The 20,210-nt window shown below is 72.1% G+C and carries 16 protein-coding genes, 1 pseudogene and 1 riboswitch; of the genes and pseudogenes, 15 read left to right on the forward strand and 2 right to left on the reverse strand.

Annotated features, from left to right (window positions below; translation table 11 throughout):
• Positions 1 to 151 precede the first annotated feature (151 nt).
• Positions 152 to 282: riboswitch (FMN riboswitch) on the forward strand.
• A 158-nt stretch (positions 283 to 440) separates the two neighbouring features.
• The 10 genes from ribD (at position 441) to DNK56_RS13960 (ending at position 9,014) form a co-directional block, all read left to right on the forward strand.
• On the forward strand, positions 441 to 1,541 hold the full coding sequence (gene ribD, locus DNK56_RS13915; RefSeq protein ID WP_111333956.1) for a bifunctional diaminohydroxyphosphoribosylaminopyrimidine deaminase/5-amino-6-(5-phosphoribosylamino)uracil reductase RibD: 1,101 nt from the start codon (positions 441 to 443) through the stop codon (positions 1,539 to 1,541).
• Positions 1,542 to 2,159, forward strand: a complete 618-nt coding sequence (locus DNK56_RS13920; protein ID WP_111333957.1) for a riboflavin synthase — start codon at positions 1,542 to 1,544, stop codon at positions 2,157 to 2,159.
• A complete protein-coding gene (locus DNK56_RS13925) occupies positions 2,156 to 2,800 on the forward strand; it encodes a nicotinamide mononucleotide transporter family protein (protein ID WP_111333958.1) in 645 nt (214 codons plus the stop codon). The genes DNK56_RS13920 and DNK56_RS13925 overlap by 4 nt, the downstream gene beginning before the upstream one ends.
• The gene (locus DNK56_RS13930; RefSeq protein ID WP_111333959.1) at positions 2,797 to 4,095 is read left to right on the forward strand and encodes a bifunctional 3,4-dihydroxy-2-butanone-4-phosphate synthase/GTP cyclohydrolase II; all 1,299 of its coding nucleotides are present in this window, start codon (positions 2,797 to 2,799) and stop codon (positions 4,093 to 4,095) included. Before DNK56_RS13925 ends, DNK56_RS13930 begins: the two co-directional genes overlap by 4 nt.
• Positions 4,096 to 4,143: 48 nt before the next feature.
• Complete coding sequence (ribH, locus tag DNK56_RS13935; protein WP_111333960.1) at positions 4,144 to 4,629, forward strand: 6,7-dimethyl-8-ribityllumazine synthase; 486 nt, start codon at positions 4,144 to 4,146, stop codon at positions 4,627 to 4,629.
• 34 nt (positions 4,630 to 4,663) lie between these two features.
• Positions 4,664 to 4,936 (forward strand): phosphoribosyl-ATP diphosphatase, encoded by a 273-nt coding sequence (locus tag DNK56_RS13940; RefSeq protein WP_018103937.1) that lies wholly within the window; start codon positions 4,664 to 4,666, stop codon positions 4,934 to 4,936.
• A gap of 61 nt (positions 4,937 to 4,997) precedes the next feature.
• Positions 4,998 to 5,882, forward strand: a complete 885-nt coding sequence (gene hisG / locus DNK56_RS13945) for an ATP phosphoribosyltransferase (protein ID WP_111333961.1) — start codon at positions 4,998 to 5,000, stop codon at positions 5,880 to 5,882.
• Between the two features lie 25 nt (positions 5,883 to 5,907).
• Entirely contained in the window at positions 5,908 to 6,372 is a 465-nt protein-coding gene (locus DNK56_RS13950; protein ID WP_111333962.1) for a PH domain-containing protein, read from the forward strand.
• 186 nt (positions 6,373 to 6,558) lie between these two features.
• Entirely contained in the window at positions 6,559 to 7,920 is a 1,362-nt protein-coding gene (locus tag DNK56_RS13955; RefSeq protein ID WP_111333963.1) for a hemolysin family protein, read from the forward strand.
• On the forward strand, positions 7,917 to 9,014 hold the full coding sequence (locus DNK56_RS13960; protein ID WP_111333964.1) for a hemolysin family protein: 1,098 nt from the start codon (positions 7,917 to 7,919) through the stop codon (positions 9,012 to 9,014). The genes DNK56_RS13955 and DNK56_RS13960 overlap by 4 nt, the downstream gene beginning before the upstream one ends.
• Before the next feature lie 92 nt (positions 9,015 to 9,106).
• Here DNK56_RS13960 and DNK56_RS13965 read toward each other — a convergent pair whose 3' ends face one another.
• Both DNK56_RS13965 and DNK56_RS13970 read right to left on the reverse strand, forming a co-directional pair.
• Positions 9,107 to 11,008 (reverse strand): AAA family ATPase, encoded by a 1,902-nt coding sequence (locus DNK56_RS13965; RefSeq protein WP_111335786.1) that lies wholly within the window; start codon positions 11,006 to 11,008, stop codon positions 9,107 to 9,109.
• A 393-nt stretch (positions 11,009 to 11,401) separates the two neighbouring features.
• On the reverse strand, positions 11,402 to 11,986 hold the full coding sequence (locus DNK56_RS13970) for a uridine kinase family protein (RefSeq protein ID WP_111333965.1): 585 nt from the start codon (positions 11,984 to 11,986) through the stop codon (positions 11,402 to 11,404).
• A gap of 189 nt (positions 11,987 to 12,175) precedes the next feature.
• Here DNK56_RS13970 and DNK56_RS13975 point away from each other — a divergent pair, with 189 nt between their 5' ends.
• From DNK56_RS13975 to DNK56_RS13995, 5 genes and pseudogenes are all read left to right on the forward strand, one after another.
• Positions 12,176 to 13,528 (forward strand): peptidase C39 family protein, encoded by a 1,353-nt coding sequence (locus DNK56_RS13975; protein WP_111333966.1) that lies wholly within the window; start codon positions 12,176 to 12,178, stop codon positions 13,526 to 13,528.
• 105 nt (positions 13,529 to 13,633) lie between these two features.
• Entirely contained in the window at positions 13,634 to 14,443 is an 810-nt protein-coding gene (locus DNK56_RS13980; RefSeq protein ID WP_342211063.1) for an NAD-dependent epimerase/dehydratase family protein, read from the forward strand.
• Positions 14,444 to 14,582: 139 nt separating this feature from the next.
• Positions 14,583 to 14,930, forward strand: a complete 348-nt coding sequence (locus tag DNK56_RS35925) for a hypothetical protein (protein WP_241989864.1) — start codon at positions 14,583 to 14,585, stop codon at positions 14,928 to 14,930.
• A 149-nt stretch (positions 14,931 to 15,079) separates the two neighbouring features.
• Positions 15,080 to 15,736 carry a hypothetical protein gene (locus DNK56_RS13990; RefSeq protein WP_111333968.1) on the forward strand — a complete coding sequence of 219 codons (657 nt, stop codon included), beginning with the start codon at positions 15,080 to 15,082 and terminating at the stop codon, positions 15,734 to 15,736.
• A gap of 2 nt (positions 15,737 to 15,738) precedes the next feature.
• Positions 15,739 to 20,011: pseudogene (locus tag DNK56_RS13995) on the forward strand (putative T7SS-secreted protein); the annotation flags it as partial.
• Between the last annotated feature and the right edge of the window lie 199 nt (positions 20,012 to 20,210).

The raw sequence follows: 20,210 nt of genomic DNA on the forward strand, positions 1-20,210 counted from the left end.
GACCAGTGCGTCAATAGGTCTGGACCAATCGTGGTTCTTTCCTGTCCAGGTGTCCGAAAAGACCCTTGTCACGCGGCGTCTGTGAGCCACTCCACAGCGTTCGCCCGTATGGGCCGCGCCCGAACGTGGCACACTGACCCTGTACCAGCAGCAGCGCACTCCGGGGTCGGTGTAATTCCGAACCGGCGGTTATAGTCCGCGACCCGTCCGCATCCAGCGGCCGGTTGACCAGGTGAGATTCCTGGACCGACGGTTAAAGTCCGGATGGGAGGCAGTGCGCGGCGGGCCGTTTCGCGGGTACGCCGCCGTCGGCGGATGGTTTTCCGGGCAACCGGACCATCCGTGTTCTCCGGCATCCGGCGTCCCCTGTCGTGCGTCCCGCTTCTTCTGTCGTTATCGACAGGCCCCGGAGTCCGTGCCCGAAGAGGCAGGAGGACCCGGTGGACACCGCAGCCGACATCACCGCCATGCGCCGAGCCATCGCGCTCGCCGCCCGCGGCCTCGGCTCCACCAGCCCCAACCCGGTCGTCGGATGCGTCGTCCTCGACGCCGCCGGACAGCCCGCGGGCGAGGGCTTCCACCAGCGCGCCGGCGGCCCGCACGCCGAGATCCACGCCCTGCGCGCGGCCGGCGACCGGGCCCGGGGCGGCACCGCCTACGTCACCCTGGAACCCTGCGACCACACCGGCCGCACCGGCCCCTGCTCCCGAGCACTCGTCGACGCCGGGATCGCCCGCGTCGTGTACGCGGTCGGCGACCCGAACCCGCAGGCCACCGGCGGCGCCGCCACCCTGCGCGCCGCCGGCGTCCGCACCGAGTCCGGCCTCCTGGCCGCCGAGGCCGAGGCCGGCAACGCCGCCTGGCTGACCTCCGTGCGCCGGGGCCGCCCGCACCTCACCTGGAAGTACGCGGCCACCCTGGACGGCCGGGTCGCCGCGGCCGACGCCACCAGCCGCTGGATCAGCTCCGCCGCCTCCCGCGCCGACGTCCACCGGCTGCGCGCCGAGGCGGACGCCGTGCTCGTCGGCTCCGGCACCGCCCGCGCCGACGACCCCCAGCTCGGGGTGCGCGGCATCGACGGCGCCGTCCAGCCCCTGCGGGTCGTCCTGGACACCCGCGCCACCGCCGTACGGCCCGGCGCCCGGGTCCTCGACACCACCGCGCCCACCCTGATCGCGGTCGCCGAGGACGCCGACGCGCGCCACCTGCCCGCCGAGGCCGTCCTGCGCCTCCCGCCCGCCCCCGCCGGGCCCGGCCTCGACCTCACCGCCCTGCTCGCCGCCCTCCACGGGCGCGGCGTGCGCTCCGTACTCCTCGAAGGCGGCCCGGTCCTGGCCGGCGCCTTCGTCGCCGCGGGACTCGTCGACAAGGTCGTCGGCTATCTCGCCCCCGTCCTCCTCGGCGCGGGCCCCGCCGCCCTCGCCGACGCCGGAATCCACACGCTCGCCGAGGCGTTGCGCCTCGACGTGACGGAGACCGTTCGCATCGGCCCCGATCTGCGCGTCACCGCCGTTCCCGGCCGCACCCGGAAGGAAAACTGAGTGTTCACCGGAATTGTCGAAGAACTGGGCGAGGTCACCGCCGTCGAGCGGCTCGACGACGCCTCCCGCTTCCGTCTGCGCGGCCCCGTCGTCACCGAGGGCGCCAAGCACGGCGACTCGATCGCCGTGAACGGCGTCTGCCTGACCGTCGTGGACCTCGGCGAGCACGAGTTCACCGCCGATGTGATGGCCGAGACGCTGAACCGCTCCAGCCTCGGCGCCCTGACCGCCGGCTCCCGCGTCAACCTCGAACGTCCCATGGCACTCGGCGGACGGCTCGGCGGCCACATCGTCCAGGGCCACGTGGACGGCACCGGCCGCATCCTGGAGCGCACCCCCTCCGAGAACTGGGAGGTCGTGAAGGTGTCGCTGCCCGCGCACCTCTCCCGGTACGTGGTGGAGAAGGGCTCGATCACCGTGGACGGCGTCAGCCTGACCGTGGTGGACGCCGCCCCCGACCACTTCACCATCAGCCTCATCCCCACCACCCTCGCCCTGACCACGCTCGGCCTCAAGGGGCCCGGCGAGCCGGTCAACCTGGAGGTGGACGTCATCGCGAAGTACGTCGAGCGGCTGCTCGGCGCCGGCGCGCCGGAGCCCGGAGAGGACGCGAAGTGAGCGCCGTGCACTGGCTGAACTCCGAGGCGTTCACCCTCCTCGGCCAGCACATCATCTGGTCCGACATGATCGGCAACACCGTCGGCCTGATCGCCCTCACCCTGGGCTGGCTGCGCTCCATCTGGACCTGGCCCGCCCAGCTCCTGTCCGGCGTCGTGCTGGTCGCCGCCAACGTCTCCGTCCACCAGGCGGGCAGCGTCGGCAAGCAGCTCATCGTCATCGCCGTCGCCGTCTGGGGCTGGCAGCAGTGGACCCGGGGCCGGCGCCAGGCGCAGGACGGCACCCTCGCGGTCCGCTTCGCCACCTGGCGCGAACGCGGCTACCTGGCCGGCGGGGCCGCCCTCGGCACCCTCGCGGTCGGCGGCCTGTTCACCGCCTTCCCCTCGCTCTCCTGGAGCCCGTGGGCCGACGCCTACATCTTCGCCGGCACCCTCGTCGCGATGCTCGCCCAGGCCCGCGGCATGGTCGAGTTCTGGTTCGCCTGGCTTCTGGTCGACCTGGTCGGCGTCCCGCTGAACTTCCACAGCGGACTCGCCTTCTCCGGTCTCATCTACGTCGTCTACGGCGCCCTCGTCCTGTGGGGGATGCGCGACTGGTGGCTGCGTACGCGGACACCCGTACTGGAAGGAGTCACGGCATGACCGCCCAGCCCACCTGGCTGCACCCGGAACACCGGACGCCCGAGGAGGACCTCGCCCTCGACCCCGTCGAGCAGGCCGTCCGCGACATCGCCGCCGGCCGGCCCGTCGTCGTCGTGGACGACGAGGACCGCGAGAACGAGGGCGACCTCGTCATCGCCGCCGAGAAGGCCACCCCCGAGATCATCGCCTTCATGATGAGCGAGTGCCGCGGCCTGATCTGCGCGCCCATGGAGGGCGACGAGCTGGAACGGCTCGAACTGCCCCAGATGGTCGGCCGCAACACCGAGTCCATGCAGACCGCGTTCACCGTCTCCGTGGACGCCTCCGCCGCCCACGGCGTCTCCACCGGCATCTCCGCCGCCGACCGCGCCACCACGCTCCGCCTGCTGGCCGGCGGCACCGCGGGCCCCGGCGACTTCGTGCGCCCCGGCCACATCTTCCCGCTGCGCGCCCGCCCCGGCGGCGTGCTCGTGCGCAACGGCCACACCGAGGCCGCCGTGGACCTGGCCCGGCTCGCCGGACTGCGGCCCGCCGGGGCCATCGTGGAGATCGCCGGCGAGGACGGCGTCATGCTGCGGCTGCCCCAGCTGGTGCCATTCGCCCGCAAGCACGGCCTCACGATCATCTCCATCGCGGACCTGATCGACTACCGCCGCACCAGCGAACCCACCGTCCGGCGCGAGGCCGCGGTCCGGCTCCCGACCCGCTTCGGCGCCTTCACCGCGTACGGCTACCGCTCCACCACGGACGGCGTCGAACACGTCGCCCTCGTCCACGGCGACCTCGCCGGCGGCGACGACGTCCTGGTCCGGGTCCACTCCGAGTGCCTGACCGGCGACATCTTCGCCTCCGAACGCTGCGACTGCGGCCCCCAGCTGCACGCCTCCATGCGCCGCGTCACCGAGGAGGGCCGCGGCGTCGTCGTCTATCTGCGCGGCCACGAGGGCCGGGGCATCGGCCTGCTCTCCAAGCTGCGCGCGTACGAACTCCAGGAGCGCGGCGTCGACACCCTCGACGCCAACCTGGAACTGGGCCTGCCCGCCGACGCCCGCGACTACGCCGCCGGCGCCCAGATCCTCAAGGACCTCGGCGTGCACAGCCTGCGGCTGATGACGAACAACCCGGAGAAGACCGCCGCCATCACCCGGCACGGCCTGGCCGTCACCGGCCGCGAGCCGATGCCCGTCCAGGCCGGCGAGCACAATCTGCGGTACCTGCGCACCAAGCGCGACCGCATGGGACACGACCTGCCCTGGCTCGACGCCGCCACCGCGTCGACCTGCGGCAACCAGTAGCACCACCGGCACCACAACACGTCACCCGTACAGAGAAGCAGGAGAGACATGAGCGGCAAGGGCGCACCCGAACTGTCCGTACGCAACTGCGGTGACCTCCGTGTGGCGGTCGTCGCCGCACAGTGGCACGAGAAGGTCATGGACGGACTCGTCGACGGCGCCCTGCGCGCCCTGCACGAGCTGGGCATCGACGAGCCGACCCTGCTCCGCGTCCCCGGCAGCTTCGAGCTGCCCGTCGTCGCCAAGGTGCTGGCCGGCCGCGGCTACGACGCGATCGTCGCCCTCGGCGTGATCATCCGCGGCGGCACCCCGCACTTCGAGTACGTGTCCCACGGCGTCACCGCCGGGCTGACCCGGGTCGCCGTCGACACCGGCGTCCCGGTCGGCTTCGGCGTCCTCACCTGCGACACCGAGGAACAGGCGCTCGACCGCGCCGGACTCGAAGGGTCCAACGAGGACAAGGGGCACGAAGCGGTCACCGCCGCCGTCGCCACCGCCGCCACACTGCGCTCGGTCAGCGAACCCTGGCGCTGAGTACGGGCCCGGCACCCCGTATTCTGAGCACATCATGGCGAACAAAACCTTCGAAGAGCTCTTCGCCGAGCTGCAGCTCAAGGCCGCCAACGGCGACCCCTCCACCTCCCGCACCGCCGAGCTGGTGGAGAAGGGGGTCCATGCCATCGGCAAGAAGGTCGTCGAGGAGGCCGCCGAAGTCTGGATGGCCGCCGAGCACGAGAGCAAGGACGCCGCCGCCGAGGAGATCTCGCAACTGCTGTACCACGTCCAGGTGATGATGGTCGCGCGCGGGATCTCCCTCGACGACGTCTACGCCCACCTCTGAGCCGGACCCCGCACCCCCCCTACCCGTCCCGCCCCACCCTCCGCAAAGGAAACCCGACCTCATGCTGCGCATCGCCGTCCCCAACAAGGGAGCCATCTCCGGGCCTGCGATGGCGATGCTCCATGAGGCGGGCTACAAGCAGCGCAAGGAGTCGAAGGAACTCGTCCTCGTCGACCCCGCCAACGAGGTCGAGTTCTTCTACCTGCGCCCCCGCGACATCGCCATCTACGTCAGCTCGGGCCGTCTCGACATCGGCATCACCGGCCGCGACCTGCTGCTCGACTCCGGCGCCCAGGCCGAGGAGATCCTCCGGCTCGGCTTCGCCCGCTCCACCTTCCGCTTCGCCGCCAAGCCCGGCACCGTCGCCGGACCGCAGGACTTCGGCGGCCTGACGATCGCCACCTCCTACGAGGGCATCGTCGCCAAGCACCTCGCCGATTCCGGCGTGGACGCCTCCGTCGTCCACCTCGACGGCGCCGTCGAGACCGCCATCGAACTCGGCGTCGCCCAGGTGATCGCGGACGTCGTGGAGACCGGCACCAGCCTGCGCAACGCCGGCCTCGAAATCATCGGCGAACCGATCATGACCTCCGAGGCCGTCGTCATCCTCCCCCAGGCTCGAACCGACTCGCCCGGGGGGACCCCCTCCACCGGCGCCCCCGCCGAGGAACCCAAGGTCCAGCAGTTCCTGCGCCGCCTCCAGGGCGTCCTGGTCGCCCGCAGCTACGTGATGATGGACTACGACTGCCGCGTCGAGCACCTGGAGCGCGCCGTCGCCCTGACGCCCGGCCTGGAGTCGCCGACCATCTCCCCGCTGCACCACGAGGGCTGGGTCGCCGTCCGCTCCATGGTCGCCGCCGCCGAGGCACAGCGGATCATGGACGACCTGTACGACCTCGGCGCCCGCGCCATCCTCACCACCGCGATCCACGCCTGCCGTCTCTGACGGCGGGAGACGGAAGAAGAGCACGATGCCAGCCCCCACGCCCCCGCCCGGCCCCCCGGCCCTGCCGGTCACCTTCCGGCCGACCCGCACCCGGATGGTCCTGCTCACCGTGGGGGCGGTGATGTTCGCCGTCATCACCGTCGTCGCCTTCACCCTCGAACAGCTCAGCGGGGGAGAGCGGATCAGCTTCGTCTTCACCGCCCTCCTCTTCTTCGGCGTCCTCGCACTGCTCAGCCGGCCCAAGGTCGTCGCCGACGAGGAGGGCGTCACCGTCGTCAACCTCACCCGCAGCCGCCGGCTGTCCTGGGCCCAGATCGTCCGCGTCAACCTGCGCGTCGGCGATCCGTGGGTCTTCCTCGACCTCAGCGACGGCACCAGCATGCCCGCCCTCGGCATCCAGCCCGGCATCGCCAAGCAGCAGGCCATCCGGGACGCCCGCGCGCTCCGCGCCCTCGCCGAGAACCGCGGCACGGGCACGGACAACGGCTGAGCCCCCTGCCCCACAGGGCCTCCCGTTGTTTACTCTGGAGAACGGCGGCGCCCCGTGCGCGCCCCGCCCCGCCCGAAGGCCCACCCGGCCGGCGGGGCTTTTCCTGCGACCCGAGGAGTGACTCCCTCCAGCAATGGACGGATCGTCCGGTAGTACCTGCGCCGCCCCCTCAGCGGAGGCGGCGGCATGACAACCCCCCTACTGCTGCTCACCGCGGCATTCCTTCTCATCCTCGCCAACGGATTCTTCGTGGCGGCCGAATTCGGCCTCGTCACGGTGGAACGCGCGGACGCCGAGCGCGCCGCGGCCGAGGGCGACCGGCGGGCCCGATCGGTCACCGACGCCCTGCGCGAACTCTCCTTCCAGCTCTCCGGCACCCAGCTCGGCATCACCATCACCTCCCTGGTGGTCGGCATGCTCGCCGAACCGGCCCTCGCCCAGCTCCTCGACGGCCCCTTCGCCGCGGCCGGCCTGCCCGACGGCGCCGTCCCCACTGTCAGCGTGGTGACCGGCATGCTGCTCGCCGCCGCCGTCCAGATGGTCATCGGCGAACTCGTCCCGAAGAACTGGGCGGTCTCCCGCCCGCTCACGGTCGCCCGGTTCGTCGCCGGACCGCAGGCCCGCTTCACCCGCCTCTTCCGGCCGGTCATCGGCGCCCTGAACACCGCGGCCAACCGGCTGGTACGCCTGCTGGGCGTCGAACCCACCGAGGAACTGGCCTCCGCCCGCACCCCCGGCGAACTCGTCTCCCTCGCCCGGCACTCCGCCGAGGCCGGCACCCTCGAACAGGACACCGCCGACCTCTTCGTACGGACCCTGTCGCTCGCCGGGCTCACCGCCCAGCACGTCATGACCCCGCGCGTGAAGGTCAGCGCCCTGCAGACCTCCGCCACCGCCGAGGACGTCCTCAACCTCACCCGCGCCACCGGCCTCTCCCGCTTTCCCGTCTACCGGGAGCGCATCGACGAGGTCGTCGGCATGATCCACCTCAAGGACGCCCTGGCCGTCCCGGCCCCCGACCGGCTGCGCACCACCGCGGGCCGCATCGCCGTGCCGCCGCTCCTGGTGCCCGAGACCCTGCCCGTCGAGCAGCTCCTCCAGCGGCTGCGCAACGAGCAGCCGATCGCCGTCGTCGTCGACGAGTACGGCGGCACCGCCGGGGTCGTCACCCTGGAGGACATCATCGAGGAGCTCGTCGGCGAGGTCCGCGACGAGCACGACGCCGAGGGCGCCGACCGCCCCGAGCTGGCCCCCGCCCCGCCCGAGGACGGCCGGCCCGCCTGGGACGCCGAGGGCAGCTGCCGGGTCCTCACCCTGCGCCGCATAGGACTGGACGTGCCCGACGGCCCGTACGAGACGGTCGCCGGACTCGTCGCCGACCTGCTGGGCCGCATCCCCGCCCCCGGCGACCGCGCCGAACTCCCCGGCTGGCGGATCTCCGTCCGCCAGGTCGGCCACTACCGCGCCGAGAAGGTCCGCTTCGTCCGGGTGGCCGTGCCGGCCGCCGCGGACCCCGCGCGGCCCGCCGTCCTGGAGGCCGCGCGATGAGCCTCGTCCAACTGCTCCTCGCCGGACTCCTCGTCCTGGCGAACGGCTTCTTCGTCGGGGCGGAGTTCGCCCTGGTCTCGGTGCGCCGCAGCCAGATCGAACCCCTCGCCGCCGCCGGTTCCACCCGCGCCCGCCAGGTGCTGTACGGGCTGGAGAACCTGCCCCGGATGATGGCCGCGGCCCAGTTCGGCATCACCGTCTGCTCGCTGACCCTGGGCGCCGTCGCCGAACCGACCGTCGCCCACCTCCTGGAGCCCCTCTTCACCGCCGTGCACCTGCCCGAGGGGCTGGTCCACCCGCTCGGCTACGTGCTGGCGCTCGCCCTCGTCGTCTTCCTCCACCTCGTCATCGGCGAGATGGTCCCCAAGAACCTGGCGATGGCCGCGCCGGAGAAGACCGCGCTCTGGCTCAGCCCCGGCCTCGTCGGCTTCGCCCGGCTCTGCCGCCCGGTCACCTCCGCGCTCGGCGCCTGCGCCCGGCTGGTGCTCCGCCTCTTCGGCGTCGAACCGAAGGACGAGGTGGAGGCCGTCTTCACCAGCGAGCAGCTCAACCGCCTGGTGGAGGACTCCGGGCAGGCCGGACTCATCGAACCCGAGGCGCGCGAACGCCTGGAGGACGCCCTGGAGCTGGGCAGCCATCCGGTCACCGACGTCCTGCTGCGCCGGGCCGCGCTGGTGACCGTCGACCCCTCCGTCACCCCGCGCCGCATCGAGGAGCTGACCGTGCGGACCGGCTTCTCGCGCTTCCCCGTCTGCGCCGACGGGGGCGGCCCCTTCATGGGCTACCTGCACGTCAAGGACGTCCTGGACCTGGAGGACCGCGAGCGCGCGGTGCCCCAGCAGCTGTGGCGCCCGATGGCCACCGTACGGGCCGAACTCCCGCTGGACGACGCCCTGACCGTGATGCGCCGCGCCGCCACGCACCTCGCCCAGGTCGCCGACGCCTCCGGGCGGGTGCTCGGCCTGGTCGCGATGGAGGACGTGCTGGAGATGCTGGTCGGCGAGGTACGCGACCCGGCGCACCGGGTGGCGGAACCACGCCGCACGGCGGAGCGGACCACCGATCCGGACGGGGCGGGCGCCCTGGTGGGCTGAGCCCGTCCCCGTAGCCGTCGCTGTACCCGTACCGCGGCGCCGCCGGCCACCGGAACCCCCCGGTGGTCGGCGGCGCCGCGCTACGGCAGGGGTCACGGCGCCGGCGGCTCCTGCGGGCCGCGTCCCGCAGGCCCCCGGCCCGACAGCACCTCGCCGTACGCCTGCATCAGATCCGGCAGCCGCAGCGTCGCCAGGTCGTCCCGCGTCGGCGGCGTCGTACAGCCCGACAGCCGCAGATCGCGGTAGGCGCAGCTCTTCTCGTAAAGCGTCCGCAGGAAGCGGCCGTTGCCCAGCTCGTCCAGCCAGCCCTGGTCCACGACATGGCCGCTGATGGAGCGCAGCTCCTCCAGCGCCTCCTCGTCCCAGCCGTCCCCGTTCTCGGCGGCCAGCACCTCACCGATCGCGGTCAGCTCCAGCGGCCGGTAGCTCGGGAAGTCCACCCGGGTCGTGAAGCGCGAGGAGAGCCCCGGATTGGTGGACAGCAGCCGGTCCATGCCCTCCGGATAGCCGGCCAGGATCACCACGAGATGGTCCCGGTTGTCCTCCGCCCGCTTCAGCAGGACCTGAAGCGCCTCGTCCCCGTACGCGTCGCCCTTGCTGTACCCGGTGTTGGACAGGCTGTACGCCTCGTCGACGAACAGCACCCCGCCCAGCGCCGAATCGATCAGCTCATTCGCCTTCACCGCCGTCTGGCCCAGGAACTCGCCCACCAGATCGGCCCGTTGCGCCTCAACGAGATGGTCGCCGCCGAGCAGGCCCAGCGCGTAGAACACCCGGCCCAGGATGCGCGCCACCGTCGTCTTGCCGGTGCCGGACGGGCCGGAGAAGACGAAATGCCGCTTCGGCGGCTGTACGGGCAGCCCCTGGCCCGCCCGCAGCCGCGCCATGTTCAACTGCGCCGACAGCGCCTTGACCTGCCGCTTCACCGGCTCCAGGCCCACCATCCGCTCCAGCTCCGCCAGCGCCTCGGCCAGCAGCGCCGGATCGCTGGGCCCGGCCGGGAACGGCCGGCGCGCCGGGGTCTTCGCCCGCACCCCGCCGGGCAGCGGCGAGACGGCGGCACCGGAGGCGTCCTGCGGCTCGCCGCCCGCCGGCAGCTCCCGGCCGTCCGGCTGCTCGGCCCCCGGCGGCAGGGCGCTCTCCGCCTGCCCCTCGCCGTAGAACCCGTCCGCCTCGACGCCGGTCAGCGACACCGCGGCGAGCCCCGACACGTCCTCCGAGCCGTCCAGGCCGTCGTAGTCCGCGATGGCGGCGAGCCGCGCCGAGGTGTCCATGAAGGCGGGGTCGATCCGGTGCACGGCCCGGTAGAGCGGCAGGGCGGCGGCGCTGCGGCCGGTGCCCTCGTGCGCGCGGGCCAGCCAGTAGCGCAGCTCCTTGCGCTGGGGCTGCTCGCTGCGGCAGCGCATCAGGGCCGTGGCGAGCATCGGCTCCGCCTGCCCGTACATCTCCAGCCGCACCCGCGCCATCCCGCCGAACAGTCCGGCCTCGATGCCCAGCAGCGGATCGTCGATCAACTGCTCGGTGTGGCGCACGAGCTGCTCCCAGTCCTTGACCAGATAGGAGCGGCAGGCGTGCAGGAAGCGGACCTGGGGATCGGTCTCCACCGGGGGCAGGGCCGCCAGCGCCCGGTCCAGCTCCGCCACATGGCGGCCGTCCAGCCAGTGCGAGGCGTGCGCCAGGAGCAGATCGCGCGGGCTCTCAAGGACCGGCTGCACCCACCAGCCCAGCCAGTACCAGGAGTTCAGGGTGCGCCGGTGACGGGTGCGCTGCTCGCCGAAGCGGTCGCGGTGGCGGTGCATGTGCAGCAGGGCCGACGCGGTGTCGACGCGCAGCGCGTGCAGTCCGAGCCAGGCGTCGGCCATCGCGGGGTCCTGGCGCACGGCCGCGCGGAACTCCTCCTCGGCCTGCGGATAGGCGCCCATCGTGTAGGCGTCCACGCCCCGCAGCCAGGCGAGGTCGGCCGGGGCCTGTGTGCCCTGCGTGCCGAAGTCCATCAGGTCCCCCACAAACGTGCCCCCAGGATGTCCCGCCGCGCCCGAAAGCCCGCCGAGGCGCGTGAATCACTGTGCCGTGGACGGGAATTGACCCCACCGAGAGGCATCGTACCTGTGCGGTGCGTATCCGACGAAGGGTGCCGCAGGCCCGGGAGGCGTCGTGACCCAGGGTGAGAAACGGGGCGGGGGAGGGGCGCGCGGCGGACAGGACGAAGCCCCCGGTCACGGGGGAACAACCGGGGGCTTCGCGTCTGTGGGGGCTCCGAAAAGCCGCACATTGAGAACGTAAGACCTGTACCGCCCCCGGGTCAAGCGGAGTTGAGGCGGTTCCGAGCCGATTTCGGGCCGCCCGGCACGGCGGCGGGCATCGGTCACGCCCGGTGACGGAACGGTTCAGCACCGCTCTCGCAAGGGCCCCGGCAGCCACGCGTACCCCACGGGCAACTGCCGTACCAGAGCGTCCGCCCAGGGGCGGGACGGGTCGGCGGCGAAGTGCGCCGTCTCGGCCGCCGTCCAGCCGTCCCAGAAGGAGCGCAGCGCCGGTCCGTCGCGCCGCCGGCCCCGCGCCCAGGACTCCCGCGCGCCGAGGTCCATCCACAGCAGCCGCGCCAGCAGCGGCCGCAGCGCGCGCCGGCCCGCGCCCACCCCCTCGATCAGGACCACGGGGGCGGGCTCCAGGGTCCTGGGCGGCCCGAAGGTCCGCGCCGTCCAGTCGTACGGCGCGTAGCGCGCGGGTTCGCCGCGCGACAGCGGGCCCGTGACCTGGTCGCGCAGCCGTTCCGTCCAGGCGAACAGCTCCTCGTGGCTGGCCAGGTCGTCCAGATGGAGCACGGGGGCGTCACCGAGCGCCGCCGCGAGCCGGCCGGCGAAGGTGCTCTTGCCCGATCCGGCGTGGCCGTCGACGGCGACCAGCCGCACCGGGCCGCAGGACGGGGGGAGGGCGCGCAGCAGCGCGGCCCGGGGCGCGAGGTCGCTCATGCGCCCAGCCTACGAGCCGGGCGCGCCCTCGGCCGTTCGGCCCAGCCGCAGGTCACGCCAGTGGCAGAGACCAATATTGGTGGGCCCGGCACGGCCCGAAGCGCTGGCCGAACCGGGACGCGACCCGCGATAGTTGGCGCACTGTCGTGCACCGCAGCCCCATTCCGCCGACGACCGGGGGTCTCGCCCATGCCCAGTCCCGCATCCCGCCGCACCGTGCTCGCCGCCGCCGTCGCGGCCGCCGCCGGAGCCGGCACACTGTCGTCCGCCGCCTTCGCGGCACCCCGGGCCGACCGGCCCGCGCCGCCCCGCACCCCGGTGGACAACCACGCCTGGACCACGTACACCGACTGGCGCTGCGGCAACGGCGCCGGCACCCGCGCGGTGCCCGGCCGCCGTGCCGGTCTCGTCATCGCCCACCCGCTGGGCCGTACGGACTACACCGACCCGCACACCGGCACCACCACCGCCTGGGAGTACGCGACCTGGACCTCGCCCGTCCACCGCTCCGCCGTCCCCGCCACCGAGGTCATCGCCTCCTGGAACGCCCACACCCCGCCCGGCACCTGGCTCCAGGTCGAGTTGCGCGGCCGCTACTCGGACGGCGCCGAGACCCCGTGGTACGTGATGGGCCGCTGGGCCTCCGGCGACACGGACATCCGCCGCACCTCGGTGGACGGCCAGGGCGACGGCCGCAGCTCCGTGTGGACCGACACCTTCTCGGTGGACGACGCGGCGAGCGGCCTGCGCCTGCGGTCCTACCGCCTCCGGCTGACGCTGTACCGCGCTCCGGGCACCCGGCGCACCCCCACGGTGTGGCGCGTGGGCGCGATGGCCTCGGACATCCCCGACCGCTTCACCGTGCCCGCCAGCACCCCCCGCCTGCGCCGCGAACTTCCGGTGCCGCGCTACTCGCAGAACATCCACGTCGGCCAGTACCCCGAGTACGACAACGGCGGCGAGGCGTGGTGCAGCCCCACCTCATCGCAGATGATCATCGAGTACTGGGGCCGGAAACCCACCGCCGACGACCTCGCCTGGGTCGAGCCCGGCATCCAGGACCCGCAGGTCTGCCACGCCGCGCGCTTCACCTACGACTACCAGTACGAGGGCTGCGGCAACTGGCCGTTCAACGCCGCCTACGCGGCCACGTACCCCGCCATGAGCGCCGCCGTCACCCGGCTCGGCTCCCTCGCCGACGTGGAGACCCTGATCCGCGCCGGCATCCCCGTCATCACCTCGCAGTCCTTCCTCGATGAAGAGTTGACCGGCGCCGGCTACGGCACCTCCGGCCACCTGATGACGGTCATCGGCTTCACCCCGGACGGCGACGTCATCGCCAACGACCCCGCCTCCCCGGACGACGAGGCGGTCCGCCGCGTCTACCGCCGCCACGAGTGGGAGACCATCTGGCTGCGCACCAAGCGCTACGACGCCAACGGCAAGGTCCGCAGCGGCACGGGCGGCGTCTGCTACCTCTACTGGCCGGCCCACCCCGACCCGTTCCAGCGACGCGCGCTGCGATCGGTGGGGCTGCTGTGAACACGTAGCGGGCCCGGCCCGAGTGACCGCACCGTCGCCGCCGATCTGGAGCGGCTTGCCGGACAGGGGCCGTGGGATGCCGTGGTGGACACGTCGGCCTCGGAGATGGCACCGCGCGATGTTCTTGCGGGAGCCCGTCTCCTGGAACCGGTCGCCGGCCGGTACGTCTATGTCTCGACCGTGAACGCCTACCGTGGATGGCCGGACGAGCCATTGACCGAGGAGTCCGTAGTTCTGGACGGGCCGCCCGACACCGACGCCGCTTACGGTCGGCTCCCGCAGGATTGGAACGGGCCGGACTGGTACTACGGACGGCAGAAGGCAGGGGCCGAACGAGCAGTCACCGCGACGTTCGGCGAAGACCGGGTGGCCATTGTGCGGCCAGGCGTCATCCTCGGCCCCGGCGAGTACGTCGGTCGGCTTCCCTGGTGGCTGAACCGAGCGGCCCACGGCGGCCGGATGCTCGCACCGGGCGCCCCGGACCAGCCCATCCAGCCTATCGACGTCCGCGATGTGGCCGCGTTCGCACTCGATCAGGGTGCGGCCGATCGGGGCGGCGCGTACAACTGCGTCGCCCCGATCGGCCGGGAGACGATGGGTGACTTGCTCGCGGCCTGCGTACGGGTCACAGGCAGCGATGCTCAACTGGCCTGGGCGCCGGACAAGCTGCTCCTGTACCACGACGTGAAGCTGTGGACGGAGCTGCCGCTGTGGCGCACTCACGAGGGTGTCTGGAAGATCGACTCGACGCGGGCGCAGGCTGCGGGACTGGTGTGCCGCCCACTGCTGGAGACAGTGACGGACACCTGGGCGTGGCTCAGCGACGGCGGGACGCCGGTGGAGCACCCGCGCTGGAATGAGCACGGGATCGCACCGGAAAGAGAGGACGTGATCCTTGCGGCGCTGGGCCGGTAGGGGGCATGCCGGAATCGCCAGCGGATTCTGAGCACCGAGCCTCCCCGCCGGAGACAGGGCGCTGAAGTCCTCGATCTGTTCGGCGAGGGAGAGGGCAGCCGGCGATCCCCTGAACTGGGGATGCGTCAACTCGATCCGTATGGCGATCAGCCGCTCCATCATGCCCGAGCCACGCCGGCCCGGCGGCACCTGGAAGATGGACCGTGGAACAGCCCAGAACTGCGTTGGGTCGAGCGGATCGCCGAGCGAAGGGCGGGGTGGCGCCCCTCGAACGCTGGTCGGCGAGATGCGGCACTCCGTTCTCCTGGTGCCGATAGCCGCTGACGGCTTGTGGTCGGCGCGGTTGAGCGCGGTGCGGTGGATCTGTGGGTTCACGGACGAGACGACGCTGGCCTGGTTCGCCCGGCAGCACGACCCCAGCGATCAACCCGTACAGTACGCAGCGGTGTTGGGCGCGCGGATCGTGGACGAGATCGTGCCGCCCTGAGCGAGTCGGCCGGCCTCGCGGTGGACGTCGGAACGGAGAGTAGGGCGGTGCCCTTCCCGCCGGTCGTCGACATCGTTCCGGCGGGCCGCTGTCGTTGTCGGTGAGGTGTGGGAGGTGTGGGAGGTGCGGGAGGTGTGGGAGGTGTGGGTGTGAGCGGTGACGGCGCGGACCTGCGTCTGGACAAGGCGTCGGTCGCCGAGTTCACCAAGGGCCTGAACTCGACCGTCGACGGGCTGGGGGAGCTCGGCGGGGCGACCGGTTCGGTGCTGGGCAAGGGGTTCTCGGAGCTGGCGATGACCGGGATGGAGGCCGGGCACCACGGGCTCGCGGTCGACTTCGAGGACTTCTGCGAGCGCTGGGAGTGGGGGGTGCGGGCTCTGGTGCGGGACGCCAGTGGGCTCGCGAACCTGCTGGGTCTGGCGGCGGGTACGCAGTGGGAGCACGACCAGTACCTCGCGGGCACGCTCAAGGTGGGCGCCAACGCCCTGTTCGGCGGGAACCCGCACGCGAGCGAGGAGGAGATCGCCCGGCAGGACTGGGGCGACGTCCTCACGCCGGACTACCTGGACCCGGACTACAGCCCGGAGTCGTTCCAGCGGGCCGGCCAGGAGATGGGGCAGACCTGGAAGGACACCGGCCGCACGGTCCTCACCGAGGGCACCGGCGGGCGCCGGGCCGACATGTTCAACAGTGCGCTGGGGATCTCCGGCGAGCAGTTCGACGGCATGCTGGACGAGACGTTCGGCCCGTCCCCGCAAGAGCGTGCCCAGCGGGCACAGCAGCGAAGTGAGCCGGGGGGCGACTGACCGTGGGCATCGGCGACGTGATCAGCGACCTGACGCCCGACCCGGTCGAGAACGCGGTCGAGGACGGTATCGAGTGGGCCGGTGACCGGGTCGAGGACGCGGGGAACTGGACGGCCGACCGGCTGGACGACGTCGGCTGGCAGTCCGGTGCGGACTGGGTGCGCGAACAGTCCCGCTCCGTCGCCAACCGGATGGGCGCCGAGGTCGACGAGATGGACCTCGGGCAGACCGAGGACAGGACCGAGCTCGTCTACGGCAGCCCCGCCGGGATCACCGCCACGGTCGCGAAGCTCCGCGCGTTCCGGGCCGCGTTCGACGGCACCGGGGACGGGCTGAAGGGGCTGGACTCCGGAGAGCTCAAGGGCGAGACGGCCGACGCCCTGCGCACCGCGGTGAGCACCCAGCCGCCGAAGTGGTACGCGGCCGCCGACGCCGCGGCCGGGGCGCTGGGGGCTCTCGACGCCTTCGCGGACACCGTCACCTGGGCCCAGGGCCAGGCGCAGACGGCGATCGACAAGTGGAAGGCGGGCGTCAAGGCGTCCGAGGACGCCGCGGACGCCCACCGCAAGAAGGTGGACGACTACAACAGCGCCGTCGACCGCTGCAACGCGCTGCCCGCCGACCGGCGTGACCCGTCCTCGCTGCCGCCGCGGCCGGCGTCGACGTTCACCGACCCCGGGCAAGCAGCTGATGCAGGACGCGCAGGACTTACTCGCCGCCGCCCGCGAGCAGCGCAACTGTGCGGCGGAGACCGCCCGGACGGCGGTCAGGGCCGCCCGTGACCTGGCGCCGCGGAAGCCGTCGTACGCCGGGCAGGTGCGGGACGGGTTCGAGGAGTCCCAGGTCATGGGCATGCACCTGGACGGCGGGATCATCAAGGCGTCGGCGGGCATCGTCAACTTCGTGCGGGGTGTCAACCCGATGGATCCGTACAACCTGACGCACCCGGCGCAGTACGCCACCTCGCTCAACAGCCTGGCGGCCGGGCTGGTGGTCGCCGCGAACGACCCGGCCGGCACCGGCAGCCGGATGGTCCAGGACTTCATGAAGGACCCGGCCGAGGGCGTCGGCCGGCTGATCCCCGACCTCGCGCTGACCGCCGCCACGGGAGGCGGCGGCGCCGCGGTCAAGGGCCTGCGCGTCGTCGACGAGGCGTCCGACATCGCCCGGCTGCGGCGACTGGCGGACGACGCCCCGGAGGGCACCCACACCCGGTCGGACGGCCGGCGCGTCACCGACGGCACCGACCCCGTCGACCTGGCCACGGGCCGGATGTTCCTGCCGCAGACCGATGTCGCGCTCCCCGGCATCCTGCCGCTGCTGTTCACCCGCCGCACCGAGTCCGGCCTGACCGCCGGCCGCTTCCTGGGCCCGTCCTGGACCTCCACCGTCGACGAACGCCTCCAGATCGACTCCATCGGCGTCCTCCACGTCACCGCGGACGGCCTCCTGATCCGCTACCCGCACCCGGCACCCGGCGCGCCCGTCCGGCCGGAGTCCGGGCGGGCCCGTACGCTGCTGGCCCGCGACGCGAACGGCGACTACACGGTCACCGACCCCGACAGCGGCCTGGTCCTCGACTTCGACGCCCCGCCCGGCGCGGAGCCCGGGGGCGACGGCGTCGCCTGGCTCGGCGAGATCACCGATCGCAACGGCCACCGGATCACCGTCGAGCGCGCCGAGGGCGGCCTGCCGCTGGCCCTGGTCCACTCCGCGGGCCGGCGGCTCGGCCTGACGACCGCCGACGGCCGGATCACCGCCCTGTCCCTGACGGGTGCGGGTGCGGACGCCACGGACCTGCTCCTGATGAGCTACGGCTACACGGACGGCGACCTCACCGCCGTCACCAAGCCGTCCGGCGCCACGACCACCTTCGTCTACGACGACCGCCACCGCGTCACCGCCTGGATCGACTCCAACGACAGCCGCTACGACTACGTCTACGACGACCGGGACCGCGTCGTCGCGGAGGGCGGCGAGGCCGGCCACGTACAGATCACCCTCGCCTACACCGACCCCGAGTCCGGCCACCGCACCACCACGCTCACCACCGCCGACGGCCACACCACCCGCCACCTCTTCGGCCCCGGCTGCCTCCCGCTCGCCATCACCGACCCACTCGGCCGCACCACCCGCTTCACCCACGACCCACACGGCAACCCGCACTCCCGCACCGACCCACTGGGTCACACCACCACCTACACCTACGACGACAACAGCCGACTCGCCGCGATCACCCGGGCCGATGGCAACCAAGTCCGAGTCGAGTACGGTTCGCTCGGACTACCTGTGGAGATCAACGAGCCGGACGGTGCCCGCCGCACGCAGGAGTTCGACGAACGCGGCAACCGCACGGCCGTCACCGACGCGGCCGGGGCCACCACCCGCTACACCTACGACGACGCGGGCCGCCTCACCTCGGCCACCGACGCCCTCGGCGCCACCACCCACATCGAGTGCGACGCCGCCGGCCTGACCGTGGAGGTCACCGACCCGGTCGGCGGTGTCACATGCCTGGAACGTGACGCCCTCGGCAGAGTCGTGCACGTCACCGACCCCGTCGGAGCAGTCACCCGCTTCGTATGGGACGTCGACGGCAATCTGAGCCGTCGAGCGGCCCCGGACGGCGCCACCGAGTTATGGACGTACGACGGCGAAGGTAACTGCCTGTCCCACACCGATCCCGTCGGCGGGGTGACCTGCTTCGAGTACACCCACTTCGACCTCCTCGCCGCCCGCACCGGACCGGACGGCGCCCGCCACCAATTCGAGCACGACTCCGCTCTGCGTCTCACCAGGGTCATCAATCCACACGGACTCGACTGGACTTACACATACGACGCTGCTGGACGACTCATCACCGAGACGGACTTCGACGGGCGCACTCTCCTCTACCGCCGCGACCCCACAGGCAAGTTGACGGCACGTGTCGACGCACTCGGCGGCGTCATCTCTCTCACTCACGACGCGTTGGGCCGGGTGATCCGCAAGGATGTCGATGGTCAGGTCACCAATTACGCCTACGACATGGCCGGCCGTCTTGCTCATGCATCAGGTCCGAACACCGAACTGATCCGCCGCTACGACCGGTGCGGCCGACTCAAAACGGAACTCGTCGACGGCCGTGCCACCACGTTCACGTGCGACGCCCTCGGACGCCGAGTCCGACGCATAACGCCCACGGGCCACGTCACCACGTACGCCTACGACAAGGCTGGCCGCCCCGACCACTTGACCACTGGCGGCCACCACATCACCTTCGCCTACGACATGGCCGGCCGTGAAGTGTCCCGGGCCTTCGGCAGCTCCTTCACGGTGAACTCTGCTTGGGACGAGGCAGGACGGCTGGCCGCCCAGTACCTGACCGCGAGTGGCCGCGCTTTCAACAGCCGCACGTATGCCTACCGTGCTGACGGCCATCTCATCGCGCTCACGGACCAACTCTCGGGTACCCGCACCTTCGACCTCGACTCGACCGGCCGCGTCACGTCCGTGACCGCTGATGGCTGGAGCGAGCGATACGCCTATGACACAAGTGGCAACCAGATCGAGGCGTCCTGGCCCGCCTCCCACCCGGGTCATGAGGCCACCGGCCTTCGGACGTACGAGGGAACAGCCCTCACTCGCGCCGGAAGTGTCCGCTATGAACACGACTCCCTCGGTCGCGTGGTGCTCCGCCGGAGGAGCCGCCTCTCCCGCAAGGCGGACATCTGGCGCTATACGTGGGACACCGAGGGCCGCTTGACCTCCGTCGTCACCCCCGACGGGACGTGCTGGCGATACCGCTACGAACCGCTTGGCCGCCGCACTGCCAAGCAGCGCCTCGCCGTGGATGGGGTAACGGTCGTCGAGGAGGTTCTCTTCGACTGGGACGGTGCCGCGCTGTGCGAACAGACCACGTTGTCCCAGGGCATGCCCAACCCGGTGGCCCTCACATGGGATCACCGCGGTCTGGCGCCGCTGGCGCAAACCGAACGCATCCTTGCCTCGGACGGCCGGCAAAGCGAGGTCGACCGCCGGTTCTTCGCCATTGCCACCGACCTCGTCGGCACACCGACCGAACTCGTAGATGAGAACGGTGACATCGCCTGGCGCACCCGGAATACGCTATGGGGCACCACCGCATGGACCAGCGCCAGCACCACCTATACCCCGCTTCGGTTCCCCGGCCAGTACTACGACCCGGAGACGGGCCTCCACTACAACGTCTTCCGCCATTACGATCCTGCGACAGCTCGCTATTTCACCCCGGATCCGCTGGGTCTGGAGCCCGCCCAACGTCGCTCTATTAGATGGCCGTCGCCATGTCTTTGAGTGTCGGTGACGTCGTTTCCTGCGGGGCGAGTTGCAGGGGTCTCGGCTTCGCCCGCGGCTTGCGTGGTCGTCGTTCTTCGGGGAAGAGCGAGAGGCTGATCGTGTGGGTGACCTTGGTGGTGGCGGGCTCGTCCGGTTTGAGGGTGCGGTATCCGGTGGT

Source organism: Streptomyces sp. AC1-42W (genome assembly GCF_003248355.1).
Lineage (GTDB): Bacteria > Actinomycetota > Actinomycetes > Streptomycetales > Streptomycetaceae > Streptomyces.